A 14,941-nucleotide genomic window follows, 5' to 3' on the forward strand; every position below is an offset into this window, starting at 1 on the left:
TGCGGGCCCGTCAGGCCGCGCGCACCCGCACATCCATCTGGCCGACATGCGCAATGCGCGCACTGATGACGTCGCCCGGCAAGATCGGGCCAACCCCGTCAGGGGTGCCGGTAAAGATCACATCGCCGGGCAGCAGCGTGTAGTAGGCGGAGGCCCAGGCGATCAGTTCAGGGATGCCGATCACCAGGTCGCGGGTGTTGGCCCGCTGGCGCAGTTCACCGTTGACATGCAGTTCGATGTCCAGCGCGCCTGGGTCGGCCACTTCGTCCGCAGTCGTCAGCCACGGGCCGAGCACCGAATAACTGTCGATCGACTTGCGCAGCGAACGCTCTTCCGGGCCGCGCACGGTCATGTCCAGGCCGATGGCATAGCCGGCCACGTAGTCCAGCGCCGCGGCGACCGCAACGCGGTCAGCCGGCTTGCCGATCACGACCGCCAGTTCCAGTTCATGGTCATTGCGGCGATCGAGGTGGCGCAGTGCGACGCCGTCGCCGGGCCCCGCCAGGGAGCTGCTGGCCTTCAGGAACAGGCCAACTTCTTCGATGCGCTTGAGATGGTGCGCATGGAAGGTGGCGGGGTCGCCCTCTGCCTCGGCCATGTGCTTGAGGTAGTTCACGGGAGCTGCCGGCAGCTTGCTGGCATAGCTCACCGGGCTGTTGAGGGTGACCGAGGCCAGCGGCAAGCGGCGTGCCGATGCGGCCAGTTCGCCGGCCGCCTTCATGACTTGCGGCAGGTGGGCGATCAGCGGATCGCACTGCGGCACCGGCCAGCGATGGGTCGGCAGGACGTCGACGGCGGCGGTGACGTCAAGGACCTCATCGCCCTGGACCAGGCCTAGCTTGTTGTTGTCGAAGCGGCAGATACGCATGGATGACTCCGGAGTGGGATGGGATCGAAAGCTCAGGCGAAGCGCCGTTCCTGGAAAAAGCCGAGCTTCCTGTGCAGCGGCTCGTCGTCGATGCGCAGCAGGCAGGACGGGCCGCTGTGGACGTCCGCGCGGTGAGCGATCTCGGCAAAGGCGGGCGCCGTGAAGGTATCGCCCGCGCTCCAGACAAAGGACTTGCCGTCGATGGTGGATTCACCGTTGCCTTCTATGACATGGAATACGGCCGCCGGCGAGCGCGGCACGGGAGCGTGTGCACGGCCGGCGGGGAGCAGCATGGCGGTGAAGCCGATCACCGGCAGACAACTGTCGCCAGTCTCCGGATTGACATAGGAAAGCTCGGCCGGCGCGCCGTCCGCGGCATGCCGGGCCAGTTCCAGCAGGCCGGCACGCGTGCGCTGCCACGGGAAACGCAACATCGGGTATGGGTTGGTGCGGTGCATGGCGGGCGGGGTTGCCAGCCCGTCAGCCAGCAGGCGGCTTTGCAGCGTGGCCAGCGTGTCCTCGGTATTGCAGCCGGGCGTGCCGGCCTGCGCATAGGACGCTTCCACCGCGGTGAACACCGGCAAGTCCAGCACGTCGAGCCACGTCACCGGGCCGGTGCCCTGGTGGCCATGGTCATGCCACTGGCCCGACGGCGTCAGGATGACATCGCCACGCTCCATGTCGCAGCGCTGGCCGTTGACCACCGTGAAGCCGCCATTGCCTTCAATGACCACGCGCGCGGCACTGGGCGAATGCCGGTGCGTGGGTGCTGTTTCACCGGGCAGGATCAACTGGATGCCCGCATAGACGCCGCCGGTGGCCTGCATCGCGGCGGGGCCGCGGCCGGGGTCGCTCAGCACCAGTACGCGGCGCTCGGCCTTCTCTACCGGCACCTGCTCTCCGGCCTGGAGCAGCAGGGGCCTGATATCCCGGTAGCGCCAGAGGCTGGCAACGGTCACGCCGGCAGGGCGGCCATGGGGCAAGGCACCGGACAGGTGTTCCCATAGTGGGGTCAGGCCGGTGGCGGCCAGCTTTTCGCGGTAATCGGCAGACAACGCTGCGGCGGGGTGATGCATGTCGCGTCCTCCTCGGGTAGTTCGTCACCAGTATGATAGTCACAATAGTGATTATCAGTACTGGGGTTAACCTGAGGTACCATGCGGCATTGCCCGCAATACCCTGGTATGGAAATGGAAGACAACAGCCTTGAAGTGATCCTGTACGACAAGCCCGGACACCTGATCCGCCGGCTCCAGCAGATCGCGACCACTGTCTTTCTGGAAGAAACGGCCGGCTTTGATACCACGCCGGTGCAGTACGGCGCCCTGGCGGCGGTGCGCGCTCACCCGGGCATTGACCAGCTCCGGGTGGCACAGGCGATCGGCTTCGATCGCAATACGATTTCAGGGGTGGTGGAGCGGCTGGAGGCCAAGGGCCTGATCTCGCGCGAGACCGGCACCGACCGGCGCACCAAGCTGCTTTACCTGACGCAAGCGGGGGAGGCGTTGCTGCGGCAGATGTACCCGGGCACGGAACGCGCCCAGGACCGCATGCTGACCGGCCTGACCAAGGCGGAGAAGGCGGCGTTCGTGAAGATGCTCAAGCGCGTTGTCGATGCCAACAACGAAGTGAGCCGCGTGCCGGTGTCGGCCCCGCCGCGGCGCGGATAGATCCCTGTGCAGGGACCGGGCCCGGCAGTGCCGGGGCCCGGTAGCGCATCGTCGTCGCCCGTGCCTTGCGCACGGGCGAGGTTCATTCAGCTGCCCCGATACGTCCCGAAGCTCCACGGCGAACACAGCAACGGCACATGGTAGTGCTGCGCGGCGTCCGCGATGGTAAAGCGCACGGGCACGATGTCGGCGAACACATCGGGGGTGCGGAAGTAGTCCGCCACCCAGAAGCGCAGTTCGAACTCGCCGGTGCGCGCCTGCGCCGGCGGCAGCATCGGCGTGTCGGTGCGGCCGTCGTGGTTGGTGCGGGTGCGCGCGATCAGCCGTGGCGGCTGGGTGGCGACGTCGAACAGTTCCACCTGCATGCCGGCCACGGGGCGGCCCAGGGATACGTCGAGCACATGTGTGCTGATGCCTGCCATGATGCGATGTCTCCGGGTTGGGCCGCGGCGTCAGCTGCCGCGGTAGTAGTTGTAGCTCCACGGCCCGAACAGCACGGGCAGGTGGATGCGCTGGCTGGCGTCGGTGACGCGCAGGCGCAGCGGGATCTTCGACAGGAAGGATGGCTGCGGCAGGCAGGCCTTGCGCGCGGCAAAGTATTCGTCCGCATGCAGGATCAGTTCGTAGGTGCCGGTGCGGTAGCTGTCGCCGATCAGCAGCGGCGGTTCGCTGCGGCCGTTGGCGGCCAGCGTGACGGTCTGCAGCGGCGTGCGCTGGCCATTGTCGATGCGGAACATCTCCACGCGCATGCCGGCCGCGGGCGTGCCGTGGTAGGTGTCCAGCGCGTGCAGCGTCAGGCGCGGGCTCAGGCCGCCTTGCTGCACGGGTGCCGCGGTCTGGTTGGGGGCCGCAGCATCCGGCGTGGCGCCCCAGCTGGCGCCGGCCAGCAGCGCGCCGCCGCCCAGCGTCATCGATTGCAGCGCGAAGCGCCGGCGGGTGGGATCAAAAGCGTGGTTGTCCATGTCAGGCCCCTTGCTTGCCGCCCAGCTTGCGGATGCCGGCCAGCACCAGCACCGCGGCCAGCACCTCGATCACCGCCACCAGGTACAGGCCGGAGGTGAGCTTGCCGGTAGTGTTCTTGATCAGCCCCATCACATAGGGCGCGCCAAAGCCGGCCAGGTTGGCCACCGAGTTGATCAGGGCCACGCCCACCGCGGCGGCGCTGCCTGCCAGGTAGCGGTTGGGCAGTTGCCAGAACACGGGGATGGCGCTCATGGTGCCGACCAGCGCGGCAGTCATGGCCAGCAGTGCGATCACCGGCGACAGCACCTGCGCACCCAGCAGCACGGCCAGCACGGCCATGGCACCGCCACCGACCAGCGCGGCGCCGCTGAAGTGCCAGCGCACTTCGTTGCGGCGGTCCGAATGCGCGCCGTTGAGGATCATGCCGGCGGCACCGCAGAGGTAGGCCACGGCCGCGATCCAGCCCACTGCCATCGGCGTGGTGAAACCCACGTCCTTGATGATGGTCGGGATCCAGAAGGTCAGCGTCGAGTTGGCGCACAGCAGGCAGAAGAAGATCGCGATCAGCAGCCACACCTTGGGGTTGGTGAAGAGCGTGCGCCAGTCGTGGCCGCGCTCGCCCTGGGCGGCGTGGTCGCGCTTGAGTGCGTCCTGCACTACGCGTTTCTCGGCGTCGGAGAGCCAGCGCGCCTGCTCGGGCTTGTCGGTCATGTAGAACCAGGCAAAGATGCCGGCCAGCACCGACGGGATGCCTTCCAGGATGAACAGCCACTGCCAGCCGTGCATGCCGTTCACGCCGCCCATGCTGGTCATGATCCAGCCGGCCAGCGGGCCGCCCAGCACGCCGGCGATGGCCGACGCGGACATGAAGGTGCCGAAGGCGCGCGCGCGGCGCTGCGACGGATACCAGTAGGTCAAGTACAGGATCACGCCGGGGTAGAAGCCGGCCTCGAACGCGCCCAGCAGGAAGCGCAGGATGTAGAACTGCGTGGGCGTGGCGACAAAGGTCTGCAGCATGCAGATCACGCCCCAGCAGATGGTGATGCGCATGATCGTCTTCTTGGCGCCGATCTTCTGCAGCAGCATGTTCGACGGCACCTCGAAGAAGAAGTAGCCGAGGAAGAAGATGCCCGCGCCCAGCCCGTACACGGCCTCGCTGAAGCCCAGTGAATCCAGCATCTGCAGTTTGGCGAAACCGATGTTCACGCGGTCCAGCCAGGCCAGCACCCACAGCACCCCCAGGAAGGGCAGCAGGCGCCAGGTAACCTTGCGGTAGACGCTGTCCTCGGCGTCGTCGGCGGTGCCGGCAAATACCGGGATGCCTTGTTTTGTGATCGACATGATGTCTCCTGTCTTGTCGTGTTCTGCCAGGTCTTGCCTGGCGGCGGTGCATGCCGTGCGCCGGGTTGGGAGCAAGTATATGAATGGCCCGCCAATGCGAAACGAGGGGGCTGGTATAGGCCCCATAGCAGCACCGATATGGGCTGTAATCCCTTGCGTGGCGCGGGTTTGCGGGTGCTGCGGCCAGGCCTTGGCGGACCTATGGATTACCCTAGGCAGGCCGTTTTACGGGGTGCGCGCACGCGGATCGGGCAGGCTCGTCCGGGTTGTACCGGTTGCCGTGCGGTGCGCGACACGCTACAAAGTCGCCATTGCCTGGCATGGCGCTGCCGTCCGGAGCGGCGCCAGCCGCACCCGCCAGGCCTCCACTATTCCTGCCACGGACCCAACATGATTCGCGCCGACGACCCGTTCGATACCTACCTGCTGCGCGTGCTGTGCATCCTGATCGCCGAGCAGAGCGTGTCGCGCACGGCGATCCGCCTGAACCAGTCGCAGCCTGCCATCAGCGCCGCGCTCAAGCGCCTGCGTGCGATCTTCAACGACCCGCTGCTCACGCGCGAGAAGAACGTGATGGTGCCGACCGAGCGCGCGCTGCAGCTGGCGCGCAATGCCCAGGCCGCGCTCAGCGCGCTGGACAACCTGCTGGTATCGGACGACCGCTTCGATCCCGCCACCACCGAGCAGAGCTTCGTGGTGGCCATGCCGGACTACCTGGCGCCGCCGTTCTTCGCGCACGTGGTGCGCGCGGTGCGCCGTGCGGCGCCGCACGCGCGGCTGTCGGCGCTGCCGCTGGGGGCCACCTTCGATTACGAGCAGGCGCTGTCGGCGGGGTCGGTCGACATCGTGATCGGCAACTGGCCCAACCCGCCCGAGCACCTGCACCTGTCCGTGCTGCTGGAAGACGAGGTGGTGTGCGTGGTGGCGCAGGACAGCGTGCATGCGCAGCCCGGCAAGCTCACCGCCCAAGCCTACCTGGGCGCCTCGCATATCGTGCCCACGCCGTATTCGCGCGACCAGCGCGGCCTGGTCGATGCGGGCCTGAGCACCATGCGCGTGCACCGCGACAACCGCGTCAGCTGTCCCTATTTCAACCTGGCGCCCAGCCTGATCCCCGGCACCGACCTGATCCTGACCACCGCACGCCACTTCGCCAACTACCATGCGCAGCATGTGCCGCTTGCGGTGCTGGAGCCGCCGATCGAGTTCCCGTTCATGCGCTTCTACCAGCTGTGGCATCCGTCGCGCCACCGCTCGGCCGCGCATGTCTGGCTGCGCGGCATGCTGACCGCCGCCTCGCAGGAGCTGCGCGACCTGCGCGATATGCGTCGCTAGCGGTATCGGTTTCTGTTATGGGATCTATAGGGCGCGGGCTCTCGCCGCTGCGGCGGGCCGTTTCTATACTCGGCCCCCGTATCCAACGATTCCCCATGCGCGGGATCCCTACGGGAGAAGCATCCATGTCTCAACCACTCGACCTGGCGTCGGTCAACGCCCTGGACCAAGCAGCCTTTGCCGATGCCTTCGGCAGCGTGTTCGAACACTTTGCGCAGGCCGCCGAGGGTGCCTGGGCGCAGCGGCCGTTTGCGTCGGCAACGGCGCTGCATGGCGCCATGATGGACGTGGTGCGCAAGCTTGACGAGCCGCGCCAGCGCGATTTCCTGAACCTGCACCCGCAGCTGTCGGCACGCAATATCCGCGCGGGCACGATGACGGCCGATTCCAACGCCGAGCAGAAGAGTGCCGGCCTGGATGCGATGTCGGCGCAGCAAGAGGCCGCGCTGGACCAGCTTAACGCGGACTACCAGGCGCGCCACGGCTTCCCGTTCATCATCTGCGTGCGCCACTACACCCGCGAAGGCATCTTCGCCGCGTTCGAGCGCCGGCTTGGCCGCAGCACTCAGCAGGAGCTTGACGAAGCGCTGGCACAGATCGCCGCGATCACGCGCGGGCGTCTGGCGGCGCGGCTGGCCGGTTGAGTCCAGCGCTTATCCAAAGGCTTCAAGACCCAGCGCGAGCATCCCCACCAGGATGAGGCTGGCGGCCCAGACCGCCTCCAGGTTGAACCAGCTCCGCGACACGAACTTCAGTCCCAGGAAGCGGTAGACCAGCCATGCCATGCCGCCACCCATGGCGAACATGGCCAGGGTGTGGATGACGCTGACCACCAGCGCCATGCCCAGATTGGCGCTGGCGAGCGTGGCGGCGGCCTGATGCCCCGGGTCTGTCCCGGCACGGCAGAGGCCAAGATAGATCGGCACCAGCATCAGGCCGGCGCCATGTGCGATCGCCACCGCGAACGACCATAGCGCGAGCCGCGATGGTGCGATGCGCACCAATACCCGCGGGTGGCCGCGCCTGAGCAGCAGCACGATGCCGCAGCCAATCAGCAGCACGCTGGCGCCGATGCGGATCTGCGCTTGCCAGGCGACCAGGGCAGCCAGCATGCCGAAAGGCAGCGTTACCGCCAATACCGCGAGCGCGTGCCCGAAAGCCAGGTAACCCAGCGCGGCAAGGAGGGCGCGGCTGCTATGCGCCAGCAAGCCGTTCGATACCGCCAGCGGCCAGCCCATGGCCGGGTTGATGCCGTGATAGAGGCCGCTGGCCAGCACTGCCGACCAGAGGCCGATCTGTTCCCAGGCGTGACCGCTCAAGCCTTGACCGAGGGATAGCAAAACGAGTCTGTCGAGCAATCGCCGCCTTCCAGCCGGATCTGGTGCGCGCGGTAGCCTTGCGGAAACTCGACCCAGTAGTCATCGGCCAGCGTCAGCCCGCCGTCTGGTCCGGCATGCGCCATGACCTGCGTGCCAGGGATGCCATCGGGATAGAACTGGTTGTCCCAGGTGGAGTAGAGCGAGTTGGTCCAGTAGACGCGTTTGCCGTCGCGGCTGATCTCGACCATCTGCGGGCCGCCGGTGAAGGGCTTGCCGTTGGGATGCGGCGTGCGGCGGACGATGCCGCCGATATGGACCGAGCCGGCGAGCCTGGGCTTGCGCGGATCGGTGACGTCGTACTGCCGCATTTCGCCGGTGCCCCAGCAGGACACGTAGAGGAACTTGTCGTCGAGGGACAGATCGATATCGGTCACCAGCGGCGGCACCGCGCCGAAGCCTTGCAGCAGCGGCGGCAAGAGACTGGCATCGGCGGCTTCGGGCGGGATGGTTGCCGTCTTCTCGGCGTGGAACTTGCCCCCTTCGCGCCACCAGGTCCAGATCGAGCCTTCCAGGTTGGTGGTATCGACCACCACGCCAACAAAGCCGTATTCCCGGATCGGATCATGCGCAGGCCGGACTTCCAGCGCCATCTGGTGATTGGCACCCAGGTCGATGGTCTGCACGTTGCGGCGCGCCCGCAGATCCCAGAAATGCAGCTTGTGCCCGTAGCGGTTGCCCAGCAGGTCCTCGGGCACCAGCCCGTTCTCGAACTGCGGCGGCAGGGCCCATTCGCTGGACACCATGTAGTCGCGCGGCAGGTTCCACCAGAAGTCGTAATGCTTCTCCTGATCGCCGCGGTCGATTTCCCAGCGGCCCAGCACGTCGAAGGTCTCGCAGTCCATGATGAAGATGCCGGGCGAGCCGTCCGTGCCATCCGGGCCACTACCCCCGAGTGTGCTGACGTAGATGCCCTCCGGCCCGCAGTGCACGGTGTGGGGCCTGGAGTAGCCGGTCTTGCGGAAGATCTCGTCCGGCTCAACGATCTTGTGGATCCGAGCCTGGGTCGGGTGCGGCTTGGTGTCGATGATATACAGGCGCGAAGAGCGCATGCCCGGAATGATCAGGTAGCGCCGTTCGAGAAACGCATGGCCGGTCAGCGGCGACAACGACGACGAGCACGCATTCCAGCCGAAATGGTGCAACTCATCGCCCTTGTTGGTCATCGGCACGGTATGCACCACCTGGCTGTAGGTGGGCGAGCCGGGTTTGGCGTCGATCACCGCGAGCGCGTCCGGCTGCGAGGCGTCGGGGCTTAGCAGCACCGTATAGGCAAATGATTCCGCTGGTGCCGCTATCGCGAGTTCCGGCGAGGCGTGAAACGTCGGATCTGGCCGCATGTTCATGGTGAACCCTCCAGGTTTTGCAGGACGTCGCAACGTCGCCGGTACATCACTTGGCAGTGGTGCGTGGCCAAGGTGCAGGGGAAGCCTACTTAGCCTAGGTCGTTCTCAATACCGAGTCAAAGGCGGCGCAGGCGCGGCAAGCGAATAGCCCCCACGGGGCATATTCATGCTGGCAAAAGAGGCGCTTCGTGAAATAGAGATTTACGAAAAGCCGTAAATCAAGCAGAAATGAGGCTCCGGGGCCAGCGCGCGCAACAAGCGCTACGCCGGTATCAGGGAAACGATCAGCTTAATGGACAGCCAAGCAATGGATGCGGTGAAACCTCGGGGTGAGGGGGATGAAGAGTTCTGCCTGGACAATCCGGCACTGGAGAGCATCGGTGTCAGGATCACCCAATGGCGCGACGACTATGTAGAACTTGAGCTGCCGCTCGCGCCTAATATGCTCAACCGCAGCCGGGTGGTGCATGGCGGCACCCTCTGCACCCTGCTCGACGCCGCCACTGGCTACTCGGGCCTTTACTCGGCGCCGGGCGAGGCCGCGCGCCACGCGGTCACGCTGTCGCTGACATCGAACTTCCTGAGCAACGGGACGGGCAAGCTGCTGACCGCAAAGGGCATGGTCGACCGGCGCGGACGCTCGATCTTCTTTTCGCGCGCAGAGGTGTGGCTGGACGGGGAGTTGCTGGTGGCAACGGGTGTCGCCACGATGAAGTACCTGAAGTAGCAGTACGTCTCAGGCGCCGTCCTGGCGCCAGCGTGTCGGCGACTTGCCGAACTGTGCCGCGAACCAGCGCGAGAATGCGCTGGGTTCCGAAAACCCCAGCAGCGTGGCGACCCGGGCGAGCGGCCGCTGCGGATCCTGCAGATAGCGTTGCGCAAGCTCGCGGCGCACTTCATTGACCAGTGCGGAGAAGGTGTCGCCGTCCTGCTCCAGCTGGCGCTGCAGCGTGCGCGGACTGATGCCAAGGCTTTGCGCGACCTGTTCCACCGCGCCGCGGCCGCGCGGCAACAGCTGGTGCAGGGTGCGCCGGACATCGGCCGCGATGGACGGCTTGCCGGCCCCCGGCTGCAGGTCGAGGAAGCCCCTGGCGTACCCGGCCAGGCTGGCATCGGCCAGGGGGTTGACGCGGTCCAGGTCGCCGCTGGCGAGCACCAGCCCGTCGAACTCCGAACCGAACTCAATGTGTTGCCCGAACAGGCGCCGGTGGATTTGCAGATCGGCCGGCGCCGCATGGGCGAAGTGCACGCTGTGCGGCTTCCAGGATGCGCCCAGGATGGCGCGGATCAGGCTGTACAGGGCGGCAACGGTCAGTTCCATGGCCTGTCTGCCGGGCTGGTGCCGGCCCGTCTGCAACGTCACATGCAGCACCGTAATCTCAGGATATTCCGTGACCAGGATGGAGATGGAGTCACTGAGCCAGTGGCGGTAGCGCTCGATCTCCGCCAGTGCGTGGCGCAGCGTGGGCTGGTGCTGCAGCAGCAGGCTGACCGGGCCGAAGTCTGACAGGCGCCACGATTCCCCCACCATCAGGCCAAGCGAATGGCAGGCCGTGACGCGCGCCGAGGCCTCCAGCACTTCGGCCAGGCGCGCTTCCGGGATGCGCAGGTCCGGGGTGTACAGGCAGGCCTGGTCCAGGCCGGCCTGGGCCACCATGCGCACCGGATCCAGGCCCGCGCCCCGGGCAATCGCCAGGTATTTGGTCAGGGAAGCGCTGCGAACAAGGACGGTCATAAGGCTGCCGCGAGAGTGGGTGGGGCGTCGGTCGTGTCCGTCATCAAATGTCAAATCCTGGCGCGATCGGTCAAGGGTGCCGCGCCATGGCTGTCTGACAATCGTTACCGTCGCGCCAATGATAGCGGCGCGGGCAGGACACGACAATCAGGAGACAGCCTTGGCAAAAGCCATTCGCATGTACGAAACCGGAGGGCCCGAAGTCCTCCGCTATGAGGACGCCGAGGCAGGCGATCCGGGCCCGGGCGAGGTGCGGATCCGCCACGCCGCCGTCGGGCTGAACTATGCCGACACCTACTTCCGCAATGGCACCTACCCGGTGCCGCTGCCCAGCGGCATGGGCGTGGAGGCAGCCGGCGTGGTGCAGTCGGTCGGGCCGGGCGTGACCCACGTCGCGGAGGGCGATCGCGTCACATACACCGGTTTTATCAACACGTTGGGCGCGTACAGCACCGAGCGCCTGGTGCCCGCCGCACCGCTGATCCGCCTGCCGGAAGCGATCAGCTTCGAGACCGCGGCAGCGATGACCATGCGCGGCCTGACCTCGGCCTACCTGATGCGCCGCATCTACCCGTTCAGCGGTGGCGAAACCATCCTGCTGCATGCGGCTGCCGGCGGCGTGGGGCTGATCGTCTCGCAATGGGCCAGGCTGCTCGGCCTGACCGTGATCGGCACCGTCTCGACCGAGGCCAAGGCAGAGGTGGCGCGTGCCCATGGCTGCGACCACATCATCAACTACAGCCATGTGGACGTGGCAAAGCGGGTGCGGGAGCTGACCGATGGCGCGGGCGTGTCCGTGGTCTTCGACAGCGTGGGCAAGAGCACCTTCATGGCGTCGCTGGATTCGCTGAAGCGGCGCGGGTTGATGGTTTGCGTCGGCACGGCCTCCGGCACCATCCCGCCGTTTGACCCGCAACTGCTGGCGAGGAAGGGCTCGGTCTACCTGACCCGTCCGGCGCTGGCCGACTACATTGCGGACCCCGCCGAAAAGGCCGAACTGGCCGCCGAGGTGTTCGGCCACGTTGCCGCTGGCCGTATCCGCATCGAAATCAACCAGCGCTATGCGCTGCAGGATGCCGTGCAGGCCCACCGGGACCTGGAATCACGCAAGACCACCGGGTCTTCGATCTTTGTGCTGTAAAGGAGCGTCCCCATGCGAGCCCAACCCCTTACCTGCAATATCGGCGCCGAAGTCAGCGGCGTCAGCCTGGCCGATGCCGCGCGCGACGAAGCGCTGTTTGCCGAGATCAAGTCCCTGCTGCTCACGCACAAGGTGCTGTTCCTGCGCGACCAGGAGATCTCCCGCGCGGATCACGTGGCGTTCGCGCGCCGCTTTGGCGAACTGGAAGACCATCCCGTGGCCGGCAGCGATCCCGACCATCCCGGGCTGGTCCAGATCTATCGCAGCGACAAGCGCGAGAACTACGAGAACAGCTACCACACCGACGGCAGCTGGCGCGAAACCCCGCCCATGGGCTGCGTGCTGCGCTGCATCGAATGCCCGCCGGTCGGCGGCGACACCATCTGGGTAAACATGGCGGCGGCCTACGAGCACCTGCCCGAGGAAATCAAGCAGCGTATCGCCGGCCTGCGCGCCAAGCACAGCATCGAGCATTCATTCGGCGCGGCGATGAGCCCGGAAAAGCGCGCCGGCCTTGCCGCGCAGTACCCCATGGTCGAGCACCCGGTGGTGCGCACGCATCCGGAAACCGGTGAGAAGGCGCTCTACGTCTGCGGCTTCTCCACGCATTTCGCCAACTTCCATACGCCCGAGAACGTGCGCTACGGACAGGACAAGACCCCGGGCGCCAGCCATCTGCTGAACTACCTGATCAGCCAGGCGGCGATTCCCGAATACCAGGTGCGTTTCCGCTGGCAGCCCAACAGTGTGGCCATCTGGGACAACCGCTGCACCCAGCACTACGCGGTGCAGGACTACTGGCCGGCGCCGCGCAAGATGGAGCGCGCCGCCATCATCGGCGACAAGCCGTTCTAAGGCGCGCCAGCCGCCGCCAGGCCACGTGCCTTTATCAATGGAGACATGCCGTGAATTACCTCGATGGATCCCTGTTCCCTGAAAACCAGCAGCCGTTGATCATCACCGCGGCACCCTACGCACCGGGCTGGCTGCCGTCCGATTTCCCGGAAGACATCCCCGTGACGATGGAAGACCAGATCCAGAAGGCCGTGGACTGCTACAACGCCGGCGCGACTGTGCTGCACCTGCATGTGCGCGAGCTTGACGGCAAGGGCTCGAAGCGTCTGTCCAAGTTCAACGAGCTGATCGCCGGGGTGCGCAAGGCGGTGCCGGAGATGATCATCCAGGTGGGCGGATCGATCAGCTTTGCGCCGGAAAACGAGGGGGATGCCGCCAAGTGGCTGTCCGACGACACGCGCCACATGCTTGCCGAACTCGACCCCGTTCCGGACCAGGTGACCGTCACGGTCAACACATCGCAGATGAACGTGACGGAGCATGCGGAACTCGCGGATTTCAAGGGCACCTCGCGTGAGAATCCCGCGATCTTCAATGCATACAAGGAAATGACGGTTCCTGCTCAGCCTGGCTGGGTGGAAGAGCATATCCGGCGCCTTTCCGCCGCCGGCATCCAGAGCGCATTCCAGTGCTACAACATCAACAGCTTCGAATCCGTGGAGCGGCTGATCCGGCGCGGCGTGTACAAGGGCCCGCTGGTCATGAACTGGGTGGCGATCAGCGGCGGCATGGATGCGCCCAGCGTCTTCAACCTCGCCAACATCGTTCGCGCCGTCCCGGATGGCGCGGTGCTGACCGTCGAAAGCTCCGTGCGCAACGTGCTGCCGGTCAACATGATGGGGATTGCGCTGGGCCTGCATGCGCGATGCGGGACCGAGGACTGCCTGTGGAACCAGTCGCGCACGGCCAAGATGAGCACGGTGAAGCAGATCGAGCAGCTGGTGCGCATCGCGGGCGAATTTGGCCGCAAGGTGGCAACGGCTCAGGAAGCGCGTGATATCCAGAAGATCGGCGTGTTCTACGACACGGTCGAGGAGACGCTGGAGGCCAACGGCTTCGCGCCGAACCGCAATGGCGGCAATCAGGGCTTCCTGCGCAAGGCCGCCTGACCTGTGTCGGTTGGCACTGGCGATCCGCCAGCAGAAGGGCAAGGGCGGCAAATCACCGGCTCACGATGAAGCCGGCCGCTGCCCTGAACAACCCTCGCACATTCGGAGACAACAATGAATCAAGCAGAACCGTCGGCACGCCGCAGGGCGTCGCTGTCATGCATGTTCGGTCTGGCGCTGTCGGTCGCGCTGCCGGCTGCGCTCCCATCGACCGCCTGTGCCCAGGCGTGGCCGACCAAGGTGGTCAGGATCGTGGTCGGCGGCCCCGCCGGCGGCACCGCCGATTTCCTCGGGCGCCTGCTGGCCGAGGGGCTGACGCAGTCGCTGGGCAAGCCGGTGATCGTCGAGCAGAAGCCTGGCGGCGCCGGGGCGATCGCGGTCAATACATTGCTTTCCGCGCCGCACGACGGGCATACGCTGCTGCTGATCCAGGGCGGCATCGTTTCTGAAACGCCGCTGGCGCTGAAGGTCTCGTTCAATCCTTTCAAGGACCTGAAACCCGTTGCCCAGGTGGCGCGGACGGGGCTGGTGCTGGTGGGCAACCCCAAGCTGCCGGCGAAGAACTTCAGCGAACTGCTTGCCTACATCAAGAGCAAGCCCGGGCAGATCGACTATGCCTCCTATGCCGCCGGCATGCGCGGGCAGACGCTTGGCGTCCAGTTCAACCGCCTCGCGGGCGTGAACATGAATCATGTCGGCTACAAGGGATCGCCGCCCGCGCTGCAGGATGTGATGGGCGGCCACGTGCCGCTGATGTTCGACGGCCTGGCCACGTCGCTGCCGCTGATCAAGTCCGGCAAGCTCAAGGCCTATGCCGTGGCGTATCCCAAGCGCATCCCCGCGCTGCCGGATGTGCCGACCTTCGCTGAAGTCGGCTTCCCGGCGATGACGGAGCCCGGCTGGATGGGGGTGTGGCTGCCACCGGACGTGCCGGCGGCGGTGCAGGAAAAGATCCGCAGCGCCACGCTGGCCATCGTGCAGCAGCCCGGCTACCGCGAGCGCGTGGAGGCCATGGGCATGGACGCCGGGCAGCCGCTCAGCAGCGAGGCGCTGTCCAAGGATGCGCGCGCCGCCCATGAGCGGCAGGCGGAGTTGCTGCGGTCGATACATTTCGTGCCGGAGTAGGGGGCCGGCAAGGAGGGCAGGCGCCCTGCGGGCGCCTCAGCGCAGCGTTCAGCAAAGTTGTATGCTTTTTGCATGGC

General features: G+C 66.3%; 16 protein-coding genes. 8 read left to right on the top strand and 8 right to left on the bottom strand.

The window, feature by feature from the left end:
• Positions 1–10 precede the first annotated feature (10 nt).
• Positions 11–868 carry a fumarylacetoacetate hydrolase family protein gene (locus tag A3A5_RS0105090; RefSeq protein ID WP_018309537.1) on the bottom strand — a complete coding sequence of 286 codons (858 nt, stop codon included), beginning with the start codon at positions 866–868 and terminating at the stop codon, positions 11–13.
• A gap of 32 nt (positions 869–900) precedes the next feature.
• Positions 901–1,944: a cupin domain-containing protein gene (locus tag A3A5_RS0105095; RefSeq protein ID WP_018309538.1), complete on the bottom strand. Its 1,044-nt coding sequence runs from the start codon at positions 1,942–1,944 to the stop codon at positions 901–903.
• Positions 1,945–2,058: 114 nt separating this feature from the next.
• On the opposite strand from A3A5_RS0105095, the gene A3A5_RS0105100 reads away from it, so the two are divergent.
• A complete protein-coding gene (locus A3A5_RS0105100) occupies positions 2,059–2,538 on the top strand; it encodes a MarR family winged helix-turn-helix transcriptional regulator (protein ID WP_026200469.1) in 480 nt (159 codons plus the stop codon).
• An 86-nt stretch (positions 2,539–2,624) separates the two neighbouring features.
• On the opposite strand, the gene uraH (A3A5_RS0105105) is transcribed toward A3A5_RS0105100, so the two are convergent.
• Genes uraH (A3A5_RS0105105) through A3A5_RS0105115 form a run of 3 tightly spaced genes read right to left on the bottom strand, consistent with a single transcriptional unit; the run spans position 2,625 to position 4,842 of the window.
• Entirely contained in the window at positions 2,625–2,960 is a 336-nt protein-coding gene (gene uraH / locus A3A5_RS0105105; protein WP_011616942.1) for a hydroxyisourate hydrolase, read from the bottom strand.
• A 30-nt stretch (positions 2,961–2,990) separates the two neighbouring features.
• Positions 2,991–3,500, bottom strand: coding sequence for a hydroxyisourate hydrolase (uraH, locus tag A3A5_RS0105110; protein ID WP_018309540.1), 510 nt, complete (start codon positions 3,498–3,500; stop codon positions 2,991–2,993).
• A gap of 1 nt (position 3,501) precedes the next feature.
• A complete protein-coding gene (locus A3A5_RS0105115) occupies positions 3,502–4,842 on the bottom strand; it encodes an MFS transporter (RefSeq protein ID WP_018309541.1) in 1,341 nt (446 codons plus the stop codon).
• Between the two features lie 390 nt (positions 4,843–5,232).
• Between A3A5_RS0105115 and A3A5_RS0105120 the strand changes: the two genes are divergently transcribed.
• Positions 5,233–6,177 (top strand): LysR family transcriptional regulator, encoded by a 945-nt coding sequence (locus A3A5_RS0105120; RefSeq protein ID WP_018309542.1) that lies wholly within the window; start codon positions 5,233–5,235, stop codon positions 6,175–6,177.
• 125 nt (positions 6,178–6,302) lie between these two features.
• Entirely contained in the window at positions 6,303–6,821 is a 519-nt protein-coding gene (gene uraD, locus A3A5_RS0105125) for a 2-oxo-4-hydroxy-4-carboxy-5-ureidoimidazoline decarboxylase (protein ID WP_018309543.1), read from the top strand.
• A gap of 9 nt (positions 6,822–6,830) precedes the next feature.
• On the opposite strand, the gene A3A5_RS0105130 is transcribed toward uraD, so the two are convergent.
• Entirely contained in the window at positions 6,831–7,496 is a 666-nt protein-coding gene (locus tag A3A5_RS0105130; protein WP_018309544.1) for a hypothetical protein, read from the bottom strand.
• On the bottom strand, positions 7,493–8,899 hold the full coding sequence (locus A3A5_RS0105135) for a selenium-binding protein SBP56-related protein (protein WP_018309545.1): 1,407 nt from the start codon (positions 8,897–8,899) through the stop codon (positions 7,493–7,495). Before A3A5_RS0105135 ends, A3A5_RS0105130 begins: the two co-directional genes overlap by 4 nt.
• Before the next feature lie 307 nt (positions 8,900–9,206).
• Here A3A5_RS0105135 and A3A5_RS0105140 point away from each other — a divergent pair, with 307 nt between their 5' ends.
• The gene (locus tag A3A5_RS0105140) at positions 9,207–9,626 is read left to right on the top strand and encodes a PaaI family thioesterase (protein WP_018309546.1); all 420 of its coding nucleotides are present in this window, start codon (positions 9,207–9,209) and stop codon (positions 9,624–9,626) included.
• 9 nt (positions 9,627–9,635) lie between these two features.
• Here A3A5_RS0105140 and A3A5_RS0105145 read toward each other — a convergent pair whose 3' ends face one another.
• Entirely contained in the window at positions 9,636–10,634 is a 999-nt protein-coding gene (locus A3A5_RS0105145) for an AraC family transcriptional regulator (RefSeq protein WP_018309547.1), read from the bottom strand.
• A 160-nt stretch (positions 10,635–10,794) separates the two neighbouring features.
• On the opposite strand from A3A5_RS0105145, the gene A3A5_RS0105150 reads away from it, so the two are divergent.
• From A3A5_RS0105150 to A3A5_RS0105165, 4 genes are all read left to right on the top strand, one after another.
• A complete protein-coding gene (locus A3A5_RS0105150) occupies positions 10,795–11,775 on the top strand; it encodes a quinone oxidoreductase (RefSeq protein ID WP_026200470.1) in 981 nt (326 codons plus the stop codon).
• 12 nt (positions 11,776–11,787) lie between these two features.
• Positions 11,788–12,630 carry a TauD/TfdA family dioxygenase gene (locus A3A5_RS0105155; protein ID WP_018309549.1) on the top strand — a complete coding sequence of 281 codons (843 nt, stop codon included), beginning with the start codon at positions 11,788–11,790 and terminating at the stop codon, positions 12,628–12,630.
• Positions 12,631–12,680: 50 nt separating this feature from the next.
• Positions 12,681–13,739: a 3-keto-5-aminohexanoate cleavage protein gene (locus A3A5_RS0105160; protein ID WP_018309550.1), complete on the top strand. Its 1,059-nt coding sequence runs from the start codon at positions 12,681–12,683 to the stop codon at positions 13,737–13,739.
• Between the two features lie 114 nt (positions 13,740–13,853).
• Positions 13,854–14,864, top strand: coding sequence for a tripartite tricarboxylate transporter substrate binding protein (locus tag A3A5_RS0105165; RefSeq protein ID WP_018309551.1), 1,011 nt, complete (start codon positions 13,854–13,856; stop codon positions 14,862–14,864).
• Positions 14,865–14,941 lie beyond the last annotated feature (77 nt).

It is taken from the genome of Cupriavidus sp. UYPR2.512, from assembly GCF_000379565.1.
Taxonomy (GTDB): Bacteria; Pseudomonadota; Gammaproteobacteria; order Burkholderiales; family Burkholderiaceae; genus Cupriavidus.